Annotated in this window: 19 protein-coding genes and 1 tRNA gene; 7 read left to right on the top strand and 13 right to left on the bottom strand. The window is 62.8% G+C overall.

Annotated elements, in window-relative coordinates; genetic code table 11:
- The first annotated feature begins 32 nt into the window (after nt 1-32).
- Nucleotides 33-107, top strand: a tRNA-Thr gene (locus CHB97_RS06435).
- Nucleotides 108-250: 143 nt separating this feature from the next.
- On the opposite strand, the gene CHB97_RS06430 is transcribed toward CHB97_RS06435, so the two are convergent.
- The 9 genes from CHB97_RS06430 to CHB97_RS06390 all read right to left on the bottom strand — a co-directional run bounded on the left by CHB97_RS06430 (nt 251) and on the right by CHB97_RS06390 (nt 11,311).
- Entirely contained in the window at nt 251-1,297 is a 1,047-nt protein-coding gene (locus CHB97_RS06430) for a DUF475 domain-containing protein (RefSeq protein ID WP_089287131.1), read from the bottom strand.
- A 511-nt stretch (nt 1,298-1,808) separates the two neighbouring features.
- Complete coding sequence (locus CHB97_RS06425) at nt 1,809-3,089, bottom strand: FAD-binding oxidoreductase (RefSeq protein WP_089287130.1); 1,281 nt, start codon at nt 3,087-3,089, stop codon at nt 1,809-1,811.
- A 49-nt stretch (nt 3,090-3,138) separates the two neighbouring features.
- Nucleotides 3,139-4,017, bottom strand: a complete 879-nt coding sequence (locus CHB97_RS06420) for a GNAT family N-acetyltransferase (RefSeq protein WP_089287129.1) — start codon at nt 4,015-4,017, stop codon at nt 3,139-3,141.
- Between the two features lie 26 nt (nt 4,018-4,043).
- Nucleotides 4,044-5,246, bottom strand: coding sequence for a DUF1624 domain-containing protein (locus CHB97_RS06415; protein ID WP_200819844.1), 1,203 nt, complete (start codon nt 5,244-5,246; stop codon nt 4,044-4,046).
- A 43-nt stretch (nt 5,247-5,289) separates the two neighbouring features.
- Nucleotides 5,290-6,615, bottom strand: coding sequence for an FAD-binding oxidoreductase (locus CHB97_RS06410; RefSeq protein WP_089287128.1), 1,326 nt, complete (start codon nt 6,613-6,615; stop codon nt 5,290-5,292).
- A gap of 24 nt (nt 6,616-6,639) precedes the next feature.
- Nucleotides 6,640-7,032: a RidA family protein gene (locus CHB97_RS06405; RefSeq protein ID WP_089287127.1), complete on the bottom strand. Its 393-nt coding sequence runs from the start codon at nt 7,030-7,032 to the stop codon at nt 6,640-6,642.
- A complete protein-coding gene (locus CHB97_RS06400; RefSeq protein ID WP_244559431.1) occupies nt 7,029-8,207 on the bottom strand; it encodes a DSD1 family PLP-dependent enzyme in 1,179 nt (392 codons plus the stop codon). Before CHB97_RS06400 ends, CHB97_RS06405 begins: the two co-directional genes overlap by 4 nt.
- Nucleotides 8,208-8,306: 99 nt before the next feature.
- Nucleotides 8,307-9,875, bottom strand: coding sequence for an ABC transporter substrate-binding protein (locus CHB97_RS06395; protein WP_089287126.1), 1,569 nt, complete (start codon nt 9,873-9,875; stop codon nt 8,307-8,309).
- Nucleotides 9,872-11,311 carry an aldehyde dehydrogenase family protein gene (locus CHB97_RS06390; RefSeq protein ID WP_089287125.1) on the bottom strand — a complete coding sequence of 480 codons (1,440 nt, stop codon included), beginning with the start codon at nt 11,309-11,311 and terminating at the stop codon, nt 9,872-9,874. Before CHB97_RS06390 ends, CHB97_RS06395 begins: the two co-directional genes overlap by 4 nt.
- Before the next feature lie 131 nt (nt 11,312-11,442).
- Between CHB97_RS06390 and CHB97_RS06385 the strand changes: the two genes are divergently transcribed.
- Complete coding sequence (locus CHB97_RS06385) at nt 11,443-12,390, top strand: LysR family transcriptional regulator (RefSeq protein WP_089287124.1); 948 nt, start codon at nt 11,443-11,445, stop codon at nt 12,388-12,390.
- 136 nt (nt 12,391-12,526) lie between these two features.
- On the opposite strand, the gene CHB97_RS06380 is transcribed toward CHB97_RS06385, so the two are convergent.
- The gene (locus tag CHB97_RS06380) at nt 12,527-13,753 is read right to left on the bottom strand and encodes an RtcB family protein (protein ID WP_089287123.1); all 1,227 of its coding nucleotides are present in this window, start codon (nt 13,751-13,753) and stop codon (nt 12,527-12,529) included.
- Nucleotides 13,754-13,973: 220 nt separating this feature from the next.
- Between CHB97_RS06380 and rtcR the strand changes: the two genes are divergently transcribed.
- Nucleotides 13,974-15,572, top strand: a complete 1,599-nt coding sequence (gene rtcR, locus CHB97_RS06375; RefSeq protein WP_305764478.1) for an RNA repair transcriptional activator RtcR — start codon at nt 13,974-13,976, stop codon at nt 15,570-15,572.
- 70 nt (nt 15,573-15,642) lie between these two features.
- On the opposite strand, the gene CHB97_RS06370 is transcribed toward rtcR, so the two are convergent.
- The 3 genes from CHB97_RS06370 to aroQ all read right to left on the bottom strand — a co-directional run bounded on the left by CHB97_RS06370 (nt 15,643) and on the right by aroQ (nt 18,471).
- Nucleotides 15,643-16,980: an MFS transporter gene (locus CHB97_RS06370; protein ID WP_160105615.1), complete on the bottom strand. Its 1,338-nt coding sequence runs from the start codon at nt 16,978-16,980 to the stop codon at nt 15,643-15,645.
- A 178-nt stretch (nt 16,981-17,158) separates the two neighbouring features.
- Entirely contained in the window at nt 17,159-18,010 is an 852-nt protein-coding gene (locus tag CHB97_RS06365; RefSeq protein WP_089287121.1) for a shikimate dehydrogenase, read from the bottom strand.
- Nucleotides 18,007-18,471, bottom strand: a complete 465-nt coding sequence (gene aroQ, locus CHB97_RS06360) for a type II 3-dehydroquinate dehydratase (RefSeq protein ID WP_244559430.1) — start codon at nt 18,469-18,471, stop codon at nt 18,007-18,009. The genes CHB97_RS06365 and aroQ overlap by 4 nt, the downstream gene beginning before the upstream one ends.
- A 151-nt stretch (nt 18,472-18,622) precedes the next feature.
- On the opposite strand from aroQ, the gene CHB97_RS06355 reads away from it, so the two are divergent.
- From CHB97_RS06355 to CHB97_RS06340, 4 genes are all read left to right on the top strand, one after another.
- Nucleotides 18,623-20,515: a bifunctional sugar phosphate isomerase/epimerase/4-hydroxyphenylpyruvate dioxygenase family protein gene (locus tag CHB97_RS06355; RefSeq protein WP_244559429.1), complete on the top strand. Its 1,893-nt coding sequence runs from the start codon at nt 18,623-18,625 to the stop codon at nt 20,513-20,515.
- A 54-nt stretch (nt 20,516-20,569) separates the two neighbouring features.
- Nucleotides 20,570-22,150: a carboxylesterase/lipase family protein gene (locus CHB97_RS06350; protein ID WP_089287119.1), complete on the top strand. Its 1,581-nt coding sequence runs from the start codon at nt 20,570-20,572 to the stop codon at nt 22,148-22,150.
- A gap of 61 nt (nt 22,151-22,211) precedes the next feature.
- Nucleotides 22,212-22,694 carry a DUF3237 family protein gene (locus tag CHB97_RS06345; protein ID WP_089287118.1) on the top strand — a complete coding sequence of 161 codons (483 nt, stop codon included), beginning with the start codon at nt 22,212-22,214 and terminating at the stop codon, nt 22,692-22,694.
- 69 nt (nt 22,695-22,763) lie between these two features.
- The gene (locus CHB97_RS06340) at nt 22,764-23,432 is read left to right on the top strand and encodes a TetR/AcrR family transcriptional regulator (RefSeq protein ID WP_089287117.1); all 669 of its coding nucleotides are present in this window, start codon (nt 22,764-22,766) and stop codon (nt 23,430-23,432) included.
- The last annotated feature ends 110 nt before the right edge of the window (nt 23,433-23,542 follow it).

The following is a 23,542-nucleotide window of genomic DNA, read 5'->3' as shown; positions in this document are numbered from 1 at the left end:
GCCTTTGCTAGAAGCACGGCCACCGCGACGGCGCCCCGATAGCTCAGCGGTAGAGCAACCGCTTCGTAAGCGGTAGGCCGTTGGTTCAAATCCGACTCGGGGCACCACGCGCGCCAGTTTAGGGCCCGCTGCTGACAAGGCAGCGGGCCTTTTACATTTTCAGGCCAGTGCACAGGTCCCAAAAGAAAACCCCGCAGCCGGTGCCGGCTGCGGGGTTTTCAATGGAATCGGCCCGATGTGCCGACGCCCTTCAATGCTCCAGCGCTTCCGCCTTGTTGTGGCGCACCGAGGACCAGAAGGACAGGCCGATAAAGGTGGCACCGATCAGGCCGGTCAGCACTTCCGGAATATGGGTCAGGGTCTGGGCATACATGATGATGGCCAGGGCCAGGATGGCCCAGAAGGCACCATGTTCCAGATAGCGATATTCGGCCAGCGTGCCCTTATCCACCAGCATGATGGTCATGGACCGCACATAGAAGGCGCCGACCCCCAAACCGATGGCAATGACGAACAGGTTGTTGGAAAGGGCAAAGGCCCCGATCACGCCATCGAAGGAGAAGGAGGCGTCCAGCAGTTCCAGATAAAGGAAGGAGGCGGCACCGGATTTATAGACCCCGTCCGTCGTCTCCTGGCTCGCTTCCATATAGCCGGCCACGCCTTTCACGGCGACAAAGGCCACCATCCCCAGGATGCCAGCCACCAGGAATTCCCGCGCATCCTCGCCCAGGAAGGTGCTGACACCATAAAGCGCCAGCAACACCAAAACAATTTCGATGGATTCGATGCTGGCCGCCTTGGCAAGGCGGCGTTCAATAAAGGCGAACCAGTGGGTGTCCTTCTCCGTGTCGAAGAAGAATTTCAGCCCGACCATGAACAGGAAGGTGCCGCCGAACGCGGCAATCCCGACATGCGCATCGGTCAGGATCTGGGCATAGCGGTCGGGCTCCTCCACCGCCAGCGTCACCGCCTCAACCGGTCCCAGCTGGGCGGCGATGGCGACGATCAGCAGCGGGAAGATGATCCGCATCCCGAAAACGGCGATCAGAATGCCCCAGGTCAGAAAGCGCCGGCGCCATTTGGCATCCATGTCCTTCAGAATGGTGGCATTCACCACCGCATTATCGAAGGACAGCGAAATTTCCAGCACGCAGAGCACGCCGACAATGAAGGCCGTGCCCAACGCACCGGTGACGGTGCCCGTGGCATTATAGCCCAGAAAGGCCCCCGCCAGCAGCCCCACCACCGTGAACAGGAAGGACCAGTTGAAATAGCTGAGCGTCGATTTTTGCGTCATGGCGGAATTACTCTCATCGGGACCGGGGCTGTGAAACGGCCGGCAGGGCTTCCACCCTGTTCCAGCGCATCCCCACCACACCGCCTGCGGCGAGGTGTCCCATGCTTGTCCGCGACAAGCCCGCCAATGGCAAGCCCCGCTTACGCATCAGTGCCTTCCAAGTACCGATGCTGGCCCGAATCTTCCTATAGGGTATCGGTTAGATTGGACTTGCCCTGGAAAAGTGGAGAGGCATCATCCTAAAATTAGCGTTGGATGGAGGTTTATATGGGGTGAATAAAGCAGGGCAAGTCCACCGACCTGATCCTGTCGGAAGCAGCAATCGATGGCACCAGCGGTCAGGTACACCTGTGGGGCAAGAGTCTGCTGGACCGCAACGACAAGGCCAGTGGCATCGATTTCGGGCCGGGCTTCGGCGGCCTGACCAGCAGTTATTATGGCACCTATGGGGTCACCATGACACTGCACTGGTAATCGCCGCAGGGCCGGCGTCCCGCATGCCGACCCGCCGTTATTTTACCCAATCCTGATAGCGGTAATAGGCACCAACAAAGGGCAGGAACCATGGTGTGCCGAAATAACCGGGGATGGCGGGCCAATCCATGCCCCGCCAGGGGTTGAGATCGGCGCGGCCGTCCAGAACGTCGGCCATAACGGCACCCATATAGGTCGCCATGTGCGTTCCATGCCCGCTATAGCCCATTGAATAAAACAGGCCGTCGCGCTCCCCGGCACGGGGCAGCCGGTCGCGTGTCATCTCCACCATGCCGCCCCAGCAATAATCGATGCGGGCGTCGGCCAGTTCGGGGAACACGGCAATCATTGAGCGGCGCAGGATGGCGCCGCTCTTCGCGTCGGAAACCGGATCACTGGCGCTGGAGAAACGCGCCCGACCACCGAACAGCAGCCGGTTGTCCGGCAGCACACGAAAATAGTTCACGAAATTGCGGGTATCGGTGGTGTTGCGCCGGTTGGGGGTCAGCCGGTCGAGCAGGCTGACCGGCAAAGGCTCGGTCACGATGATATAGGCCCCGACGGGGACGATCCGCCGCCGGAACCAGCCCAGCGGCCCGATGCGCGACGTTCCGGTTGCCAGCAGCACCTGATTGGCGCGAAGACTGCCCTGCGGCGTTGTCACTTCGTGAACTTGGCCTTCAACACGGCGCAGCCCGATGACGGGGTTGTTCTCATAGATGCGGGCCCCGTGACGGGCGGCGGCGGCGGCAAGGCCCTGGCCATACTGGCCCATATGCATACCGGCACTTTTCTTGAACAACATGCCGCCGAAATAGCGATCGGAGCCAATCTCCGCCCGCATTTCCGATCTTGGCACCATGCAGGTGTCGGGATCGACATCACGGGCCAGCAGTTCCTGGGAGCGGGCGATCTTGTCGTAATGGGCCGGCTTGGCGGCGAGTTTCAATTTGCCCACACGCCGGAAATGGCAATCAATGCCCTCCCGTGTGATGATCCTTTCCACCAGATCGACGCCGGCATCAAAGGCCCTGTACAAGGTGTTCGCTCGGTCCCGCCCCAGCGCGGAGGAGAGAGAATAATAGTCCTGGGCGAAGCCATTATTGCACATGCCGCCATTGCGGCCCGAGGCGGCATTGGCCACACGGCCAGCCTCCAGCAGAGCAACCTTCGCCCCCTTCTTCGCCAGGGCGAGAGCCGCCGACAGGCCCGTGAAGCCAGCCCCGACGACTGCAACATCGGCTGTGCCCTCTGGCCCGCCCTGCATCGCGCCACTGAAAGGCGTGACCGTATCCAGCCAGTAGGAGGTCATCTTCATCACCGGAACTCCTCAACCATGCCGACCACGGGACGGGAAGATGCCAGGGTCAGCCAAGTGACTGATTGGAAAGCGCGAAGAGTGTTGCAACCCCATCGGAAGCAGGCAGGGGCTGCCCGCGCACCATGGAGGTGACCTCGCCAACCTTTGGCAAGCCCAGATCCAGCAGCCAGGGCGTCAGACCGCTGGCGGCGGTGACGTCAATGCGGACAAAATACCCGACATGGGGGGCCATCAAATCCACAGCCAGCGCGCGGGCCGCTTCCGGATCGGCGGCCACCAAAGGCCCGACGACGATGCCCCGGCCCCATTGACGGGCACAGCCATAGCCCCGAACCGTCCCCTGACGCTCAACAACCCGGACGGCGGCGATGGGAAACAGCGCATCGATCAGGTTCGCCCGCGCCATTCCGCTGGCCGCCCGGTCAAGGGCAAGGATGGCGGCATGGTCATCGGCACGGAAATCCCGTATCGTGCCGGAAACCGCCTCTGCGACCGGGCTGCTGGCAAGCACCGCCTGATGCTGGTGGATCGCGCCATAGGCCACAAAGCCAAGCTGCGCATAGAGCGACCGCCCCTCCAGGGTGGAATTCAGGATGATCGTCCGGCCCCCGGCCTGTCGCAGCAGCTCATCCATCAGCATCCGGCCGATGCCCCGGCGCTGGGCCCAGGGGGCAACGATGATCATGCCGGCAGAGGCGTGGCTGTCACCATAGGGCCACCAGAGCGCCGTTCCCACCAGCCGCTCCTCCACCTCCACCGCGATCCCGTGTCCCAGGGCCAAGGCGAAGGCCCAATCCTCCAGCCGATAGGGCCATTGCAGGGCCTGCGACAGGGCCAGGGCCTGTGGCAGATGGGCTGCCGTCAGTGCCACCAGCCGGGGGGATGCCGTGGCGGTCCCTGTGTTATCGACTGCGACAGCTGTCATCTCATTTTCCTTATCATCCGGCGGGGTCAGAAATATTTGAGCCAGGCAATGTCCTTGCGCCGCGCCTTCAGCCGCGAGAACCAGACCGTTGGGATGTAGAAAGGAATGATCAAGCCAACGTACCAGGCGAACACCCAGCCATAGCTGTCGAAGCCGAAAAGCGTGCCGTGGCTGGTGCCCCAGATCGCCAGCGCCGTGTGGTACAGCACACGCAGCATGGCCAGATGAAAGATGTAAAAGAACATCGGTGCGCCGCCGAACACCGCCAGGGCGCTGGTGATGCCGGCCTCGCGGATACGGTCACAGAGGGCCAGCAACAGCGATCCGACACCCAGGGTGAACAGCAGGAAATCCAGCGAGGGCGGATATTTGGTCAATGACATGAAGCTCATCGCGGTGCGCGCCGGGTCGCTCTCGACAATGAACCAGGGCTTGTCGCCATAGATGTTCAGCAGCCGCAGGCCGATGAACAGGGCGATCATGCCGCCGCCCAGCAGCAGCAGCCGGCGCTGCCGGGCCTCGGGCGACACATGCGGCAGAAACCAGGGGCCGATCCCGAAGCCCAGCAGGATCACCCCGATCCAGGCCAGCACCGGATAGCTGGTTTTCGCCACCAGCCCGAACGGCAAAGCGATGAAGTCGCGCTGATGCAGCAGAGCCCAGAGCGTATGGAGCGGGGCATCCGGGGCCAGACGAATGGGATCGAGCAGATTATGGCCGGCGACAATCACCAGGCCCAGCACGATCAATGTCGCCAGGGGCAGCCGGAAAAGACCAGCCAGCACGATCATGCACAGGCCAATGCACCAGATGACCTGCAGCCACACTGTCGGCTGTGCGACCCCCCAATAGAGCGGCGACAGGAAAAACACCTCAATCGCCATCAGCAGCAGGCCGCGCTTCAGCAGATAGGATGACGTCTCCTGTGCTGTGTGATTGCGACTATAGAGGAAGACGCCAAGGCCCGTCAGCGCCACAAAGATTGGTGCGCACAGGCTGGCGGCCAGCCGGGCGAAGAACAGGGCCGGCATGATGGTTCGGGCATCCACCGGATCGGAGATATCAACATGCAGAAACCAGGTCTCCCGGACATGATCCAGCAGCATCACCACCATGACAAAGCCACGCAGCGCATCAATACTGCGCAGGCGCCCGCCCGCCACTTTGGCCACCGCTGCCGTCACGCCGGGCTGGTATTGCCCGGAAGCCGTCATTGTGATCGTGCTCATCCGTTCCCCCTGGACCTCTGAACTTCCCTGGACTTACGCGTCCCTACAGCGCGCCGACCTTGATGGCGGACCCGTCAACCAGCCGTGACAGGTTGAAATGGGTCGGATCGATCGCTGGCTTTTCGTTGGTGACCAGTTGCGTCGCCAGATAGCCGATGCCCGGCCCAAGGCCAAATCCGTGCCCCGAACAGCCCGCCGCCAGGAACAGCCCGCCCACCGCATCTATCCCGGAGATAACCGGGACGGCATCCGGCGTGCAGTCAACATAGGCCCCCCAGGTGCTGTCGATTTCCATCCCCGCCAGTTCGGGGAATGTGCCCCTGACATTATCCAGGATGGCCTGAACCAACCGCCGGTTGGGGGCCGGGTCCAGAACGCGATGGCGTTCGAACATGTTTTCATCACGGCCCAGCCAGGATGAAAGGGATTCAGGGCCTGCAAACAGGGATTCCCCGACCCCGATCTGCACCGCCTTCAGCCGCTTCAGGAATTGTGGCAGGAAACCGCGGGCGAACCGCATACCCTGTGCGGTCAGTTCCAGTGTGGCGCGCCCGCTGATGGCCAGGGTGTAACTGCCATCCAGACGCCGCGTCATGGCCAGATCGGGGCAATAGATCACGTCGCCGACATTCCGGGTCGGCTTGGTCCTGACCGCCGTCTGGCGCACGCTGGCCTGGGGAAACACCACGCCATGACGCGCCAGGAAGGTGGATGCCCAGGCGCCGGCCGCGCACAGAACCGCATTTACCCTGATCATGCCCTTTTCGGTCCGGACACCGGTAACCCGGCCATTGGTGATGTCCAGGCCGCGCACGGCGCAATTCTGATGGATGGTGGCACCCAGGGCGCGCGCCCCTTCGGCCAGCGCCGGTGCCGCCCAGGCGGGCTCGGCCTTGCCGTCCGTGACGGAATGCAGGCCGCCCAGCCATTTCCGGCGGGTTTCCGGGATGCGCTGCGCCGCCTGCGCCGCGTTCAGCATATAGGTTTCGACCCCGAACTCCTTTGCTGTCGTCTTGCCCCAGGCTTCCCAGGAAGCCAGCATGGCGGCATCGTCGGTCGCATAGACCAGACCGGTGCGGCGAAAGCCCAGATCCTGGCCGATCTCCCCCGCCAAACCGTCCCAGAGCGACATTGAAAGCAGCGACAAGGGCATTTCGCGCGGATCGCGGTTCTGCTGTCGGCACCAGCCCCAGGTCCGGCTCGACTGCTCGCAGGCGATATGGCCTTTCTCCAGCAGGGCGACGGACAGGCCGCGCTTGGCCAGATAATAGGCCGAGGCCGTGCCAACGATACCCCCGCCAATCACCACGACATCGGCTGACTGGGGAAGCGCTTCGTCACTGGCAACGGATCGAACAACGGGAACCATGGTGAAACCTCAAGAGCGGGGAAGTCAGGCCGCCGGCAGATGCGCCACGGCGTCAATTTCCACCAGGAAACCATAATGAAGCTCCGGCACCGGCACCACCGTCCGCGCCGGCCGCGCATCGGGCAGCATCTCCGCATAGAGGCGGTTAAATTCCGGCCAGTTCGCAACGCCGACAATGTAGGCCGTCACCCGGACCAGATTTGCCGGCGTGCCCCCAGCGGCGTCAAGGATCGCCAGCATATTGGCGATGGCCTGCCGGGCCTGTGCGTCAAAGCCGGGATCGGACAAAGGCTGCCGATCCGGCCGGATGGGCAGTTGGCCGGAAATATAAAGCGTGTCACCCGCTCGCATCCCCTGCACATAGTGGCCCGCGGGCGCCGGTGCGGCGTCGGTGAATACCGGCTCGATGTTGTTCATGACCAGCCCCCGAAACGCTGCCAGTTGGCCTCCACACTATCGGATGTAGCACGAACGACGCGGTAGCTGCCATGCTGCGCGCCCGTGGCACAGGCATGGTTGGGCAGGATACGCACGCGATCACCGATCTTCAGATCGGGCAGCGTCGCCCCGGAACCAGGCCGAACCGTTACGATCCCATGTTCCTGATTGGCATCGGCCAGGATGATATCGGCATAGGGTGTACCCGTGCTGTCGCAGACCAGCCCATACCCTTGACTGACCGGCTGTTTGGCGGTGCCGCGATCCTGCGACATCGCCATCCAGCCGGCATCGACCAATATCCAGCCCTTTTCCCGCTGATGCCCGATCACCGTGGCCAGGACCGACAAGGCGATATCATCGACCGTACAGACACCAATGCCCGTCATCACCAGATCGAAGAAGACGAACACACCAGCCCGCACTTCGCTGACACCGGTCAGGTCGGTGGCGAAATGGGCGGTGGGGGTGGAGCCCAGACTGACCACGGGGCAGGCATAGCCGGCCCCCCGCAGCGTTTCCGCCGCCTGGACAACGGCCCGGCGTTCCTGCGCCGCCGCCTCGATCAGCGCCTGTTCGGTCCGCGCGCCATAGCTGGCACCGGCATGGGTCAGCACACCGCGAAGCTCCGCACCATCGGTGAGCGCCTGAGCGATCGCCAGCAGAGAGGCGGCATCGCCGGGAAGAACGCCCGAGCGATGGCCGTCGCAATCAATCTCAATCAGGGCTGGGATCGCCTGGCCAGCTGCCCGCGATGCGGCAGCGACGGCTTGCGCCTGTTCCACCGTATCCAGAACGACGGCAATATCGACATCCTTCTGGCGGAGTTGCTGCACCTTGTCGAGTTTGCCGGGGGCAATGCCGACGGCATAGATCATGTCGCGGACGCCGGCCGCGGCAAAATACTCCGCCTCCTTCAGGGTCGAGACCGTGGCCGGGCCTGCGGCCGAACTCATCACGCGACGGGCCACATCAACCGACTTCGCGGTCTTCAGATGCGGGCGCAGCGACACCCCCAGAGCATCAAGCCGCTGCCGCAACCGCGCAATGTTGCGGTCCATGCGATCGGCATCCAGAAGCAGACAGGGGGTTTCAAGATCGGCCAGACGCAGCGGCTCCGGCTCTGGCTTGGTCTGGAATTCCGCATATGTCACAGAGGTATCCTCGCAAATAGGGTGATCTTTTTTGCCCCCGCAGCGGGAGCGAGACAATTAACGATTTCTGCATGAAAAGATAAGTTTGAACTTAATGACTCAAGCATCCCACCACACATGTTCGGCGAAGGTGTAGCCCATGAACCCGCCCAGCGGGACGGGATACAGACCCTTCACGCGGCGATCATAACCGTCCAGAACACTCATGAAGACGGGGATGGCATTGCCGCAATGGTCCCGCACAAGACCCTGCATCTCGCCATAAAGCTGTTTGCGCCGCGCCGTGTCCGGCTCCGCGCGGGCTTCCAGCAGCAGCCCGTCGAACCGGGGATTTCGCCAACCTGTTTCGTTCCATGTCGCGTCAGACTTGTAGAAAAGACTGAAGATCATGTCCGCCGTCGGGCGCGGGTTGGTGTTGCCGAAGCTCAGCGGGTGCTTCATCCAATGGGTCGACCAATATCCATCGGACGTCATGCGGTTGACCGCCAGTTTCAGGCCGACACGCGCTGCATATTCCTGAAGAACGGATGCTATCTCGACCGACCCTTCGGCAGCCGGTGCGGCATACATGGGCAGGCGCATTCCGAACAGGCCGCCCCGCTGCACATGCCATTTGGCCCGGTCCAGATCGAGGCTGGTCTGCGGCAAGTCATCGCGGTAATAGGGATGGAAGGGCGGTATCGGATGATCGTTGGCGATGGTCCCGTAATTCCGGAACAGCGCCCGGTTGATCAAGGGCCGATCCAGCAGGTACTTGATGGCGGCTGTGAAGTCGGGGCTGGCGGTCGGCTGGTGGTCCTGCCGCATGATAAGGTTGGTATAGAGACCTGATCGCGTCTCCAGCAGGTCATATCCCGGTTCCCCCCGGATGCGTTTGGCCGAACGCGGATTGACGGCATTGATGATCTGCACATCACCCGACAGCAGGGCGTTGACCCGGCTCATCTCATCCGGGATGCCGATCAGCTCAATCTCCTCCAGATACGGTTTGCCGGGTTTCCAGAAATTGGGGTTCCGTCGGACGATGGTGCGAATACCGGGTTGAAATTCGACCAGACGGAACGGCCCCGTGCCATTGGCCGTGGCAAAACTTGTCTGTCCCTGGGGGACGATCAGAAAATGGGACTGGGCGAGGATTGCCGGTAAATCCGCATTGGGGCCGGTCAGCTCAATCAGCAGTTCCAGCGGCCCTGTTGCCCTGACTTCTTTGAACTGCTTGGCGATCTCCCGCATTTTTGAGCCGAGGCCAGGGTTTTTGTGCCGCTGCAGGGAGAAGACCACATCGGATGCGTCAAGATTTTTGCCGTCATGGAACTGAACACCCTGGCGCAATTTCACCTGCCACACGATCTGATCGTCGCTGACGATCATCTCTGCCAGGGCGGGACGGGGGTTCAGATCGCGGTCCAGTTCGGTCAGGCCGCTATACAGCATGTAATGGCGCACATAATCCGTGCTCATCGCGCCTTTCGCCGGGTCCAGCGTGTCGGCGGTGGATGATGATGTGCTGGCCACCCGGATGCGACCGCCGACACGGGGTTCTGACGAACCGCTGACCGAACGGGGCGCGACGGTTGTGGGCTTTTGCAGCAGCTGAAACCCGGCCGCCGCCAGCCCAGCCCCGGCCGCCCCCAGCAGAACCCGACGGGTGAGCTTGCCCCCGCTCATTGCGGGAAATATCCAAGGATGGCCTTGGTCTCCAGATATTCCTCCATGCCGAATTCCCCGTATTCGCGGCCATTTCCGGACTGTTTGTAGCCGCCGAAGGCGGCATGGGCGTCCCAGGCCGGATGGTTGATATGGACCTGCCCGGCCCTGATATGCCTTGCGACACGCCGTGCCCGGTCACGGTCAGCCGACTGAATGTGCGAGCCCAGGCCATAGACAGTGTCGTTGGCGATGCGGATCGCCTCTGCCTCGTCGACATAGGGGATCAGGCAGAGGACGGGACCAAAGATCTCCTCCTGGGCGATACGCATGGTGGAGCGGACCTGGGAAAAGATCGTGGGCCGAACAAAGAAGCCCCGCTCCAGCCCTGCCGGTCGCCCCGGCCCGCCGCAGACCAGCAAAGCCCCCTCTGCCATGCCGATGGCGATCATGGCCTGGACCTTGTCGAACTGGGCCTGGGTGGAAACGGGGCCTAGCGTTGTGCCCTCCTGCAACGGATCGCCCACCACCATCCCTGCCGCCGCCGTGGCGGCCAGTTCCTCAACCTGTGCCAACCGGCTGGCCGGCACCAGCATCCGGGTGGGCGCGGAGCAGGATTGCCCGACATTGCGGAAGGCCGACGCCACGCCCAAGGGGACAACCCGATCAAAATCGGCATCGTCGAGCAGAATATTGGGGGATTTCCCGCCCAGTTCCTGCGTGACCCGCTTCACGGTAGGCGCTGCTGCCTGGGCAACCAGAACCCCCGCGCGGGTCGATCCCGTGATCGAGATCATGTCCACATCGGGGTGCGCGGCCAGCGCGGCGCCCACCTGCGGCCCGGTACCATGAACAAGGTTGAACACGCCGGCTGGCGTCCCGGCGTCGTGCATGATCTGCGCGAACAGTTGCGCGCTGAAGGGTGACGCCTCGCTTGGCTTCAGCACGATCGTGCAACCGGCGGCAATCGCCGGCGCGACCTTGGCAGTGATCTGGTAAAGCGGCCAGTTCCACGGCGTGATCAAGCCGCAGACCCCAATCGCCTCCTTGATCGTGGCCGTCGTTCCCCGCTGGCGGATGAAGGGGTAGGTTTCCAGGACCTCGATGGCTGCCCTTATATGCGCGATACCGAAAGGAACCTGCGAGGCCCTGGAGAAGGTGATCGCGGCCCCCATCTCGCGGGTGATCGCCTGGGCCATTTCCTCCGACCGTTCTTCCAGAAGGGCCAGAATTCGTTCCAGAAGGGCAGCACGATCACGCACCGGACAGGTGGAGAATGCCGGAAAGGCGGTGCGCGCAGCCGCAACGGCCAGGTCGATATCGTCGGCACCGCCGGACACAACCCGGCCAATGGTCATTTGCGTTGCCGGATTGATGACCGCGATGCTGTCCTGGGGCGTTAACGGAGCGACCCAACGCCCGTCGATATAGTGGTGATCGCAGACCGTGAATTCCATGTCCGACCCTTCCGCACCAACCGAGAATGACCGGGACCACCGATCCCGGGACGTTGCGCAAGAGGAAGGATTGTGCAAAAACACCAAGGGTACAATTAACAATCAATTTATGTTTAGTTAAGGTTGACCTTATGATCTCCACCGACGATCTGGTCTTCTTCGCCACCATCGCCGACTCCCATTCGCTGGCGGAGGCCGCGCGGCGGCTGAACGTCACCGCCCCTGCGGTAACCCAGCGGCTGCGGGCGCTGGAGACACGGGTGGGGGTCAATCTGGTGGATCGCACCTCCCGCGGCCTTACCCTTACAGACGAGGGTGAACTGCTGGTGTCGGAGGGGGCTGCCATCATTGAAGCCGTGGATGATCTGTCCGAACGCCTGGCCCGGCGAACCACGCAGGTGCGCGGGCATCTGCGGATTGCCGCACCCCACGGCTTCGGGCGGCGCTATATCGCGCCTATCGTGCGGGATTTCGCCCAGCGCCATCCCTCGGCAACCGTGACGCTTGAATTGTCGGACAGCCCGATCCGGCAGATGTCGGAAAGCTGGGACATCGTCGTCCATATCGGCGCCTTGCCGGAAAGCGACCGACTGGTGACCACGCTGGCCCCCAACCGTCGCATTCTGTGTGCGGCCCCCAGCTATCTGGAAAGAAACCCCGCCATTGAGCGACCGGAGGATCTGGCCCTGCATCGCTGTCTGGCATTGCGGGAGAATAATGAAGACGTGACCTTATGGCGGTTCACGCATCCAAAGCACGGGATGGCGACCGTGCGGATAAAGCCGACAATGTCGACCAATGACGGCGACGTCATCCGTGACTGGGCGCTTTCCGGCGCCGGCATCATCATCAGAAGTGAGTGGGACGTGGCCACCAGCCTTGCGGCGGGGCAATTGCAACAGATACTACCGCAATGGTCACCACCGCCCGCCGATGTCGTGGCATTGGTCCATGCCCGCAGGGGCCGAAGCAGCCGCGCGAATGCCTTCCTGGAATCGCTCCGGACGGCTCTGTCAGGTCCCCCTTGGCTGGTCCCAACCGAGAATGATAATCGCCGGTTTTCACCAGGCCGGGTGTGAAGGTTAGGCCGGGTTTCGCCCAGCCCGGGCATTGTTGCTGTGGAAGGGCTGGCCCGTGTCCATGGAAAGCGAAAGAGCGGCGCGCAGCACGGGTCCCCTGCCCTTCCTCGGCGCACCGCCGATGATTGTCATGTCCCTATCCCTTGACGCACACGACCTGCTTCAACGTGTGCACAATTTCCACCAGATCAGCCTGGGCAGCCATCACCGCCTCGATCGGCTTGTAAGCCATCGGGGTCTCATCGATGACATCGGCATCTTTGCGGCATTCCACCCCTTCGGTGGCGCGCGCGTGATCCTCCAGCGTGAAGCGCCGGCGGGCCTCGTTCCGGGACATCACACGCCCCGCCCCGTGCGAGCAGCTTTCAAAACTGGCGCTGTTGCCCCGGCCGCGTACGATATAGGACCGCGTGCCCATGCTGCCGGGGATGATGCCCATCTCCCCGGCCCCTGCCCGCACTGCCCCCTTGCGGGTGATAATGACGTTCTGGCCGAAATGCTTTTCGCGGCGGACATAATTATGGTGGCAATTGATGGCCTGCACCTCCGCCCCGAAGGGCTTCGGTATCACCCTGGCCAGGGCTGCCATGGTGTGGGTCATCATCATGCGCCGGTTCAGGGCCGCGAAATCCTGCGCCCAGCCCACTGCCTCCACATAATCGTCGAAATGGTCGCTCCCTTCCGGGAAATAGGCCAGATCCTCGTCGGGCAGGTTGATGAACCAGCGGCGCATATCTTTCTTCGCCAGTTCGATGAAGAAGGTACCGATGGCGTTGCCCACCCCGCGCGAACCGGAATGCAGCATTACCCATACCCGGTCAGCCTCATCCAGGCAGATTTCCACAAAATGGTTCCCGGTTCCCAACGTTCCCAGATGGGTGACATGGTTAGCCCTGGCGAGGGCGGGGTATTTTTCCGTCAGGCGTTGAAACCGTGCCTCCAGGGTCTGCCAAGCGGCAACCACATCAGGCGGCGGATCACCCCACGAACCCTTGTCACGGGTGCCCCGCCCCACCGTGCGACCATGGGGGACAGCACGCTCAATGGCGCTGCGTATCCCCTCCAGATTGTCGGGCAGGTCAGATGCCATCAGGGTGGTCTGGGCGGCACACATGCCGCAGCCGATATCCACACCCACAGCCGCCGGGATGATGGCACCCTTGGTCGGGATTACCGATCCCACGGTTGCACCAATGCCGGTATGGACGTCGGGCATGGCCGCGACATGGCCGAAGATGAACGGCATCCGGGCGGCGGCGCGAAGCTGGTTCAGGGCCGCTTCCTCCACCGTCACACCGCGCGTCCACATCTTGACCGGCACACCGCCATCCACCGGCATCACATCATAATGGCGCTCATTCATGATCCTGTTCCTTTCACAAATATTGTTTTGCGTGAAAAGCAGCGGGCAGCTGCGAGAAGGTTTTGCATTGCCCCCTATAGGCACAGGCCGTGCCAAGCACCTGGCCGGTCGGAAAATTTTCTGCAAATGGCGGAAATGCTGGGTACCGAACGGTGGGATGCCGTTTCCGACCTGTCAGATGGATGATATATTTATATCGTTTTTATAAAATTGGATAAGAATGATGAAGCGCACGGTGGTCATCGGCTTCCTGGGTACCGTCCTGGACTTTGTCAGTAAGGGCAAAGACCGATGGAGCCGCTGGCGCCCGTCCATCGGCATCTGCATGCAGGATGATCTGCTGATCGACCGTTTCGAACTGTTGCATGATCTGCACAGCCAGGGACTGGCCGAGCAGGTGACCAGGGATATCGGCTCAGTGTCTCCGGGGACCGAGGTGCGGTCCCACATCACAGCGATGCGTAATCCGTGGGACTTTGAGGAGGTCTATGGGAAGTTGCTGGATTTCGCGCGCTCCTACCCGTTTGATCCGGAGACCGAGGATTATCTGATCCACATCACCACGGGCACACACGTGGTGCAGATTTGCCTGTTTCTGTTAACAGAAGCGCGCTTCCTGCCCGGACGTCTGCTGCAATCCAGCCCGGACAAGGCGAGCAAGGCCGTGGCGGCGGGACGGGTCAGCGTCATTGATCTGGACCTGTCGCGCTATGACAGCATCGCCACCCGTTTTCAGGCCCAGGCGCGGGAGGCGACATCCTTCCTGAAATCCGGTATCGCCACCCGCAATGCCGCCTTCAACCGTATGATTGATCGGATCGAACAGGTGGCGATCCGGTCGCGTGCTCCCATCCTGTTACAGGGGCCGACCGGGGCCGGAAAATCGCAACTGGCCCGGCGCATCTATGACCTGAAGCGCCAGCAACATCAGATTGCCGGCCCCTTTGTGGAGGTGAACTGCGCCACCCTGCGCGGGGACAGCGCCATGTCCGCCCTGTTCGGTCACCGTAAAGGGGCTTTCACAGGGGCTGCCACCGACCGGCCCGGCCTGTTGCGCGCCGCAGACAAGGGCATGTTGTTCCTGGATGAAATCGGGGAACTGGGCCCGGACGAACAAGCCATGATCCTGCGCGCAGTGGAGGATAAGCGTTTCCTGCCCGTCGGGTCGGACAAGGAGGTAGAAAGCGATTTCCAACTGATCGCCGGGACCAACCGCGATCTGGGAGCCCAGGTCAGCCAGGGCCTTTTTCGGGAGGATTTATTTGCGCGCCTGAACCTCTGGACCTTCGAACTGCCGGGATTGGCAGACCGGCGGGAGGATATCGAACCCAACCTGGACTTTGAGCTGGACCGGTTCGCGGCCCGTGAGGGCATTCAGGCCACCTTCAACGCGGAGGCCCGGCGTCTTTACTTATCCTTCGCCGCCGATGCGGCCACACCCTGGACCGGCAATTTCCGCGACCTCTCCGCCAGCATCACCCGCATGGCCACCCTTGCCCCGGCTGGGCGTATCAACGCCGACATAGTGGGGGATGAGATCGCCGGCCTCCAACGTCGCTGGCGTGGGGTCGGCACAGGTCCGGTCGATGACGAGCTGGAGGCGTTGCTTGGGCGGGAAGCGTTGGCCGGGATCGACCTGTTCGACCGCTGTCAGTTAGCCTTGGTTGTTCGGATCTGCCGGGAGAGCCGGTCAGTGAGCGAGGCCGGCCGGGTACTCTTCAGTGCCTCGCGTATCGCCCGCAAAAGCGTGAATGATGCCGATCGCCTGCGCAAATATCTCGCTCGATTCAGCCTGACCTGGGAAGCGTGCAGGTCATAGACGGTTCCTGACGCAGGGGTTTGGCACGCCGTCAGGGCTGGCGCAGAAGATAGTCAATGCAGGGGCTTGATCAGACGGGCCTGGATGACACCCGCCAAGCCGCCGCTGCCGCGATGGCCAGCGGTACGGCATAGATCAGGAACAGCAGGCCCCGGTCCGTGCCGATCTCCATCAGGTAACCTGCTGCCAGCGGGCCCAGAATGGCACCGCTGCGCCCCACGGCCATGGCGGTGCCAATCCCGGTGGTGCGGATTTCGGTGGGGTAAAGCTGGGCTGCCGTTGGGTAAAAGGCGTTGAAGCCACCCTGCACCAGCACCCCCAGCGCCAGGATCGTGGCAAAGGTGGCGGCAATGGGCATGGAAACCCATCCGAACAGCAGCATCAGCAGCGTGGCACTGCCCAGAAAGACGGGGATCAGGCGGTTCAGCGGCAGGCGCGTGGCCAGCAGGCCAATGCCGGCACTGCCGATGAAGGCGCCGATATTGAAGGTAGCACCGGCCATGATAGCCTGATCCAGCGCCAGCCCGGCATTGACCGCGATACGCGGAATCCAGCTGATCAGAAAATAAAGCCCGGCCCAGCCCATGGTCATGCCCAGCCACAAGGCGGGGGTGGAACGGGCCAGATGCCCTTCAAACAGGGCTGACAGCTTCACGCCGCGCTTCTCCGGCAATGGCGGTGCCTCCGCCAGCGGTGGTTGGCCCAGCTTGACCAGCAACTGGTTCATCCGTTCCAACCGGTCTGGTGCCGCCTGTTTGGCCAGAAACTGCAAGGATTCCGGCATCAACCAGGCCACCAGCGGCAGGATGAAGACCGACAGCAGGCCGGAACCGAAGAAAAGCGGCTTCCAGCCATAGGCCTGGATCAGCACGGCTGAGGCAAAGCCGGTGATGATGGCACCAATGGGCCAGCCCGCCTGCAGGAAGGCCACCCAGAAGCTGCGCAGTTTGGCGTTGGAAAATTCCGACGTGATGGAGGCCATGGAAGCCAGGATGGCGCCGATCCCCACCCCCGTCACCACGCGCCAGATCGCCAGCATCAGCATGTCATGCGCGGTGGCGGCCAGTAACATGCCGGTCCCGATCAGGGTGATGGCGATCAGCACCACCTTGCGCCGGCCGATCATATCGGCCAGGGGACCCATCAGCATGGAGCCAAAGGCCGTGCCCAACAGGCTGGCCGTCAGCACGATGCCCAGCGCCCCATCCTTCAACCCCCATTCCTGGGCGATGACGGGGGCCGCATAGGTCAGCAGCACCACATCCACCCCGTCCAGCAGGTTCAGGACAAAGCAGAGCAGCACCACGGTCAGGCGTGTGGGGCCCATGGGGGCGGCTTCCAGGGCGGCGACGCGCGCCTGGAAGGCCGCACTGGCCCGATCGATCGCCGGGCCCGGCTTCTTCAACATTCTCTTCCTCCCTGATCCGCGCATGGCCTTCTATCGGGCCCCGTCGCGGGATTTATCCCAATCCTCCTTGATCGTGACCGATCCAGGAGGATTTCCTGTTCCCTCAATCGCCGGGCGCCCGCATCCGCGGGCTTGGGCTCACGCCGCTACCAAGCGGCGGGCCGGCAGTCGCCGGCTTTCACCCCAGCATTGCCTTGAAATCGGCCCCCATGTCACCGGCATTCGGTTCCATGCCGGTGAAAAGCCCGAAGGCGCCCACGGCCTGGAACAAAGCCATGCCGCCGCCATCCAGGGTGCGGCATCCCCGCTGCCGCGCCGCGCGCAGCAGCGCGGTTTCGATGGGGAAATAGATGATCTCCGCCACCCAGAGGTCGGGACGCAACAGTTCCGCCGCCACGGGCAGGCCCGGATAATCGGCCATGCCGCGCGGGGTGGTGTTCACCAGCCCATAGGCCTGGGGAATGGCGGTATCGGGCGTCGACACGGCCGTGGCGCGCCCCTCACCTAACAGGCTGTTCAACCGGCTGGCCAGTTCTGCTGCGCGTTCCATCTGCACATCAAAGATCGATAAGTGCTCCACGCCCAGGCGCAGCAGCGCATAGCCGACAGCGGCCCCGGCCCCACCCGCCCCCAGCTGCACCACCTGGCGCAGATCGGCATCGGGCAGGCCCCGGCGGAACCCCTCCGCAAAGCCCCACCAGTCGGTATTGTGGCCGGTCTTGCGGCCATCCTTCAGGACGACGGTATTGACGGCACCGATGGCGGCCGCCTCTGGCGACAGCTCATCCAGCAGCGGGATGATGGCCTGCTTGCAGGGATGCGTGATGTTCAGACCGTTGAAACCGAAGCGCTGCGCCCCGGCCAGCAGATCCGGCAGGGCTGAGACATCCAGGTGCAACTGCTTCAGGTCGATCAGGCGATAGACATAGCGCAGGCCCTGCCGGGCCCCTTCCCGTTCATGCATCCGGGGCGTCAGGGATGCCTGGATCCCTGATCCGATCAGGCCGGCGAGGATGGATTTCCCGCTCATGATGGGCTGTTCCCCCTTCGGTTGCCAAGAAAGCTGAGGGCGGCCAGATATCCGTCGGCCCCAAGGCCGCAGATGACACCCGTGGCCGCCAGCGACACATAGGAATGGTGCCGGAAGGCTTCCCGCCGGTGGATATTGGTCAGATGCACCTCCACCACCGGGATGGCGCAGGCCAGCAGCGCATCCATGATGGCGATGGAGGTGTGAGTGTATGCGCCGGGATTGATGATGATCCCCGCCGCCTCTGTGCGGGCGGCATGGATCCAGTCGATCAACATCCCTTCATGGTTGCTCTGCCGGCAGAGCACCGTCAGGCCCAGCGCCTGCCCGTGCTGGCGACAGCTTTCTTCGATATCGGCCAGGGTGCGGCGACCGTATTTTTCCGGCTCCCGCGTGCCCAGCAAATTCAGGTTGGGGCCGTTCAGGATGTGAACAGGCTTTCGTTCCACAGGGTCTGGCAAGTTTCCCCCTGCGCCCGGCAAAGGCGATGTGTTTATCGTGGATCAGGCCATGGGATTGGCCGTTGCGTGAATGTGTACGAAATAGTACGTTCACGTCAAGGCGCGTCTTTCACGACCCGATAATCAGCATCAGACAAGACAGGGAGGGGACATGGAACGGGCGGATATGCCGGCCGGTGGCCTGGCGAAATCCATCGCCACCGTATCAATCAGCGGTACCCTGACCGGCAAGCTGGAAGCGGCAGCGGCGGCTGGTTTTGACGGTGTGGAGATCTTTGAAAATGATCTGCTGACCTTTGATGGCCGGCCGGCCGATGTACGGCGCATCGCCGCCGATCTGGGGCTGAGCATCACCATGTTCCAGCCCTTCCGCGATTTCGAGGGGATGCCCGGCACGCTGCGCACCCGGACGTTTGAGCGGATGTTGCGCAAGTTCGATGTGATGGCGGAACTGGGCACCGACCTGCTGCTGGTCTGCTCCAACGTCTCCCCGCAATCCCTGCCGGAACGCGGGCGCATCGTTGATGATTTCCGGGAGCTGGGTGACCTTGCTGCCGCGCGCGGCCTGCGCGTGGGGTATGAGGCGCTGGCCTGGGGCCGGCATGTGCATGACCATCGGGATGCCTGGGATATCGTCCACCGCGCCAATCACCCGCATATCGGCCTGATCCTGGACAGTTTCCATTCACTGGCGCGCAATGTCCCCATCGACAGCATCCGCGATATCGACCCGGCCAAGCTGTTCATCGTGCAGATTGCCGATGCCCCGCGCCTGGATATGGATCACCTGTATTGGAGCCGGCATTTCCGCAATATGCCGGGCCAGGGCGACCTGCCCATTACCGATTATGTGCGGGCCTTGATCGCCATCGGCTATCGCGGGCCGCTGTCGCTGGAAATTTTCAACGACCGGTTCCGGGCGGGGTCAGCCTCCGGCATCGCCCTGGATGGCTATCGATCCTTGAAGCTGGTGGAGGATGAGGCGCTGGCGAAGCTGAAACGCCCCGCCACCATGCCGCCGCGCATCGATGTGCGCGGCGTGGAATTCATCGAATTCGCCGCCACGGAGGAAGAGGTGGGGCCGCTGGGCATCATGCTGGCCAGCATGGGGTTTGAGCCCGTGGGGCGGCATGTCAGCAAGGCCGTCACCCGCTGGCAGCAAGGCGACATCAATATTGTGGTGAATGGGGAAACCGAGGGTTTCGCCCATAGCCATTCCATCATGCATGGTGCCTCTGTCTGTGCATTGGCGCTGCGGGTGCGGGATGTGCCGGCAGCCCTGGCCCGTGCCGACAGCCTGCACATCCCGCGCTTCGCCCAGGCGGTGGGACCGGGGGAAATGGATATTCCCTGCGTGCGCGGGGTGGGCGGCAGCCTGATCTATTTCATCGAAGACGGCACACAGGACCAAGTCTGGCGCAATGATTTCGTCCCCTTGAGCGAAGCGCCGGTCGCCGGCACCGGCCTGACCCGGATTGACCATATCGCCCAGGCCATGGGGTATGAGGAATTCCTGTCCTGGCTGCTGTATTATTTCGCGCTGTTCGACGTGACCAAGACACCGCAGCTGGAAATCGCCGATCCGCTGGGCATCGTCCACAGTCAGGCCATTGAGAATGCCGACCGGTCTTTCCGGGTCACCCTGAATGGCTCGGCCGCCGCACAGACGCTCACCTCCCGCTTCCTGAACCATTATCTGGGGGCCGGTGTGCAGCATGTGGCCCTGTCCACCGGCGATATTTTCGCCACCGCCCGGGCGTTGCAGGAACGCGGGCTGGAACGGCTGCCCATCCCCCGCAACTATTATGATGATATCGAGGCCCGGTTCGGCCTGGACCCGGATCTGGTGGAGAAGCTGGCCGCCCACGACATTCTTTATGACCGGACGGAGGAAGCGGAGTTCTTCCAGCTTTACTCCCGCGCTTTCGCCAAGCGCTTCTTTTTCGAATTTGTCGAACGGCGTGGCTATGACGCCTATGGCGCCGCCAATGCCGCCGTGCGGCTGGCGGCGCAATCCCGGTTCAACACCGACACGGTTTACTGAAGGGCGCGGCAACAGCGCCGGTAGGAATCAATAGAACAGAATAACGGAGGAAACATGTCCATCTGGTCGCGCCTGTTATTGGGCGCTGCCTGCCTGTGCCTGCCCCTGGCAGCATTCGCCCAGACCGTGAAGGTTGAGGGCGGGGTGATCGAGGGCAAGGTACTGGACAGCGGCGTCAATGCCTTTCTGGGCGTGCCCTTCGCCGCCCCGCCGCTGCGCGATCTGCGCTGGCGGCCGCCGCAGCCGGTTGCCCCTTGGAAAGGTACATTCCATGCCGACCGGTTCGCGCCCATGTGCCTGCAGCCCATGCGCGGGTCCAGCATCAACCATTATTTCGGGCATGAGGCGATCAGCGAGGATTGCCTTTACCTGAATGTCTGGGCCCCCGCAGAACCGGCACCGCCGGGCAAGCCCTATCCGGTCATGGTGTGGATTTATGGCGGGGCCTTCAATGTCGGTTCTGCCAGTATGCCCAATTATTCCGGGGAATTTCTGGCCAAGCAGGGGGTGGTCTATGTCGCCCTTTCCTACCGCGTCGGCACGCTGGGTTTCCTCGCCCATCCTGAGCTGACGGCGGAGGGCGGGGGGCATTCCGGCAATTACGGCCTGATGGATCAAATCCAGGGGCTGCGCTGGGTACGCGACAATATTGCTGGCTTTGGCGGTGATCCGGGTAATGTCACGCTGGTGGGGCAGTCCGCCGGCTCCATGTCCATCGGCCTGCTGCTGGCCAGCCCGGCGGCCAAGGGGCTATTCCATCGCGCAGTCGGGATGAGCGGCAGCCCCTTTGGCGCCCTGCTGCCGCCCCTGCCGCTGGCGGAAGCCGAAGCCGACGGTCAGCGCCTGCAAGAGGCGCTGAAAGCGGGCTCCCTTGCCGATATGCGGGCCATCGCGGGGGACCGGATCATCGCCACGCCGCTGCCCCGCCGCTCCCCCATCGTGCTGGATGGCAAGGTACTGCCCCTGCCGCCCGATCAGGCGATGCAGGGGGACGGGCATAGCGATGTGCCGGTGATGATCGGCTTCACCCGCGATGAAAGCTTCCGCAGCCTGGGCCGTGCCAGCGATATCCCGGCCTTTCAGGCGCTGGTGAAACAAGCCTTCCCCAGCGTCGCCGACAAGCTGTTGAAAGCCTATGCGGTCAGCGCGCCGGCGGATATCCCCCGTGCCATCAGCGATATTCAGCGTGATGCCACGGTTGGCCGGCAGGTTGCGGCATGGGCACAGGCACAGAAGCAGCCCGCCTATATCTGGCTGTTCACCCGCCGCCATCCCTATACAGACGGTATCCGTTTCGCCGATCACGACCCGGCCACGGTGGGGGCCTATCACACGGGCGACGTGCCCTATTGGCTGGGCACGCTGGAGGCGCTGAACCTGTTCCGCCGCACCCGCGACTGGCAACCGTTGGACCTGGAACTGGCAGCCCGGATGCAAACCATGCTGCTATCCTTTGCCAAGGACGGGAAGCCGGCCCCCGATTGGCCCCGGTTCGATCCCAAGCGGCCGCGCCTGATGGAACTGGGGGAACAGGTACGGGTGGTGGATTGGCCGCGTTATGGCACTTTGGACCTGCTGGCCGGGTGGGAGGCACCGCCACCACCATCGGCCACACCATCGCGCGTGCGTGATTGATGCCAGAGGCCGGTGATCGGTTGCGATCACCGGGACTAAGTATAAAGGGGGGAGTAATGCCATGAAATATCTGTTGCTCTGTCTGATGCTGTTATGGCCCGTCAGTGTTCAGGCTTATGAAGCCGTTCCCAGCCCCAGCCTGCGGCTGGTGCTGCAGGCCCGTGTCACCATATCGCCGGCGGTGGAGGTGGGGGACAGCGACCATGGCAAGCGCCGTTTCATCCCCATTACCGGCGGCAGCTTCACCGGGGAGGGCATCAAGGGGGAGGTGTTGGCCGGCGGGGCCGACTGGCAATTGGACCGGCCCGATGGCGTGCGGGAACTGGATGCGCTCTATTCCCTGCGCACCGATGATGGGGCGGTCATCATCGTGCATAACAAGGGCCTGTCGGTGCCGGACCCGCGTTACCTGATGACCATCCCCGCCTTCCATGCGCCCGCCGGCAAATATGAATGGCTGAACCGTCGGGTCTTCGTCGGGCGGGTCAGCCCCGTGCCGGGCGGCGGGGCGGTGATCATCAGCGTCTTTGCCGCAGAAGGCTGAATTCGCTTCAAAACGCGCGGGGCCGCATTATCCTGTGGCCCCGCATGATCATCATCCAACGGACTTCCCATGAACGCCCCGGCGCCCAAGTCGAAATCGGCATCCCCGGCCCGCAATCCCCGCGCTGCCGAGGCTGATGAGACCAAGGCCAATATCCTGGCCGTGGCCCGCCGGGAATTCGCCGACAAGGGCCTGATGGGGGCCCGCATCGATGAGATTGCGGAGAAGACCGACACGTCCAAGCGGATGATCTATTACCATTTCGGTTCCAAGGAAGGGCTGTATCAGGCCGTGCTGGAACAGGAATATATCGCTATCCGTGATTCGGAAGCAGCCTTGCCCATCCTGGATGTCGGTGCGGAAGAAGCGTTGAAGGCCCATATCCGCCTGACCTTCGACCATCATTTCAAAAACCCGGAATTTGTCCGGCTGGTGATGAATGAAAATATCCTGCACGGCGCCTTCATCGGCCATGTCGAGGGGATCAAGCGCCGCAGCCAGCATGTCATCCAGGGCCTGAAGGCCATTCTGGACAAGGGCGTGGCCGAGGGACTGTTCCGACCGGATATCGATCCGGTGGAACTGCATATGACGATCAGCGCGCTCAGCTTCTACAATGTTTCCAACCGCTACACCTTCTCCACCATCTTCGGGTACGAGCTGGGGTCGGAGGAAGCCGCCGCCCGGCGCAAGGAACAGGTGGTGGATATCGTCATGACCTGGTGCCGTAAGGTCTGATCCACACCGCCATCCAACGTTTTCCAGCACGCATCGAGAAACGCACTGCGGCATAACAAACGCGATTGACGACGTACGAACTGTTTCGTACATTAACTTCATCAGAAAAT

Source organism: Azospirillum sp. RU38E (genome assembly GCF_900188385.1).
Lineage (GTDB): Bacteria > Pseudomonadota > Alphaproteobacteria > Azospirillales > Azospirillaceae > Niveispirillum.
This window is presented reverse-complemented; position numbering and strand designations above follow the sequence as displayed.

Excerpts from the sequence above, each read along its gene's own strand:
- CHB97_RS06430 (WP_089287131.1), bottom strand. The coding sequence starts at position 1,297 with ATGACGCAAAAATCGACGCTCAGCTATTTCAACTGGTCCTTCCTGTTC.
- CHB97_RS06425 (WP_089287130.1), bottom strand. The coding sequence starts at position 3,089 with ATGAAGATGACCTCCTACTGGCTGGATACGGTCACGCCTTTCAGTGGC.
- CHB97_RS06420 (WP_089287129.1), bottom strand. The coding sequence starts at position 4,017 with ATGACAGCTGTCGCAGTCGATAACACAGGGACCGCCACGGCATCCCCC.
- CHB97_RS06415 (WP_200819844.1), bottom strand. The coding sequence starts at position 5,246 with ATGAGCACGATCACAATGACGGCTTCCGGGCAATACCAGCCCGGCGTG.
- CHB97_RS06410 (WP_089287128.1), bottom strand. The coding sequence starts at position 6,615 with ATGGTTCCCGTTGTTCGATCCGTTGCCAGTGACGAAGCGCTTCCCCAG.
- CHB97_RS06405 (WP_089287127.1), bottom strand. The coding sequence starts at position 7,032 with ATGAACAACATCGAGCCGGTATTCACCGACGCCGCACCGGCGCCCGCG.
- CHB97_RS06395 (WP_089287126.1), bottom strand. The coding sequence starts at position 9,875 with ATGAGCGGGGGCAAGCTCACCCGTCGGGTTCTGCTGGGGGCGGCCGGG.
- CHB97_RS06390 (WP_089287125.1), bottom strand. The coding sequence starts at position 11,311 with ATGGAATTCACGGTCTGCGATCACCACTATATCGACGGGCGTTGGGTC.
- CHB97_RS06385 (WP_089287124.1), top strand. The coding sequence starts at position 11,443 with ATGATCTCCACCGACGATCTGGTCTTCTTCGCCACCATCGCCGACTCC.
- CHB97_RS06380 (WP_089287123.1), bottom strand. The coding sequence starts at position 13,753 with ATGAATGAGCGCCATTATGATGTGATGCCGGTGGATGGCGGTGTGCCG.
- rtcR (WP_305764478.1), top strand. The coding sequence starts at position 13,974 with ATGATGAAGCGCACGGTGGTCATCGGCTTCCTGGGTACCGTCCTGGAC.
- CHB97_RS06370 (WP_160105615.1), bottom strand. The coding sequence starts at position 16,980 with ATGTTGAAGAAGCCGGGCCCGGCGATCGATCGGGCCAGTGCGGCCTTC.
- CHB97_RS06365 (WP_089287121.1), bottom strand. The coding sequence starts at position 18,010 with ATGAGCGGGAAATCCATCCTCGCCGGCCTGATCGGATCAGGGATCCAG.
- CHB97_RS06355 (WP_244559429.1), top strand. The coding sequence starts at position 18,623 with ATGGAACGGGCGGATATGCCGGCCGGTGGCCTGGCGAAATCCATCGCC.
- CHB97_RS06350 (WP_089287119.1), top strand. The coding sequence starts at position 20,570 with ATGTCCATCTGGTCGCGCCTGTTATTGGGCGCTGCCTGCCTGTGCCTG.
- CHB97_RS06345 (WP_089287118.1), top strand. The coding sequence starts at position 22,212 with ATGAAATATCTGTTGCTCTGTCTGATGCTGTTATGGCCCGTCAGTGTT.
- CHB97_RS06340 (WP_089287117.1), top strand. The coding sequence starts at position 22,764 with ATGAACGCCCCGGCGCCCAAGTCGAAATCGGCATCCCCGGCCCGCAAT.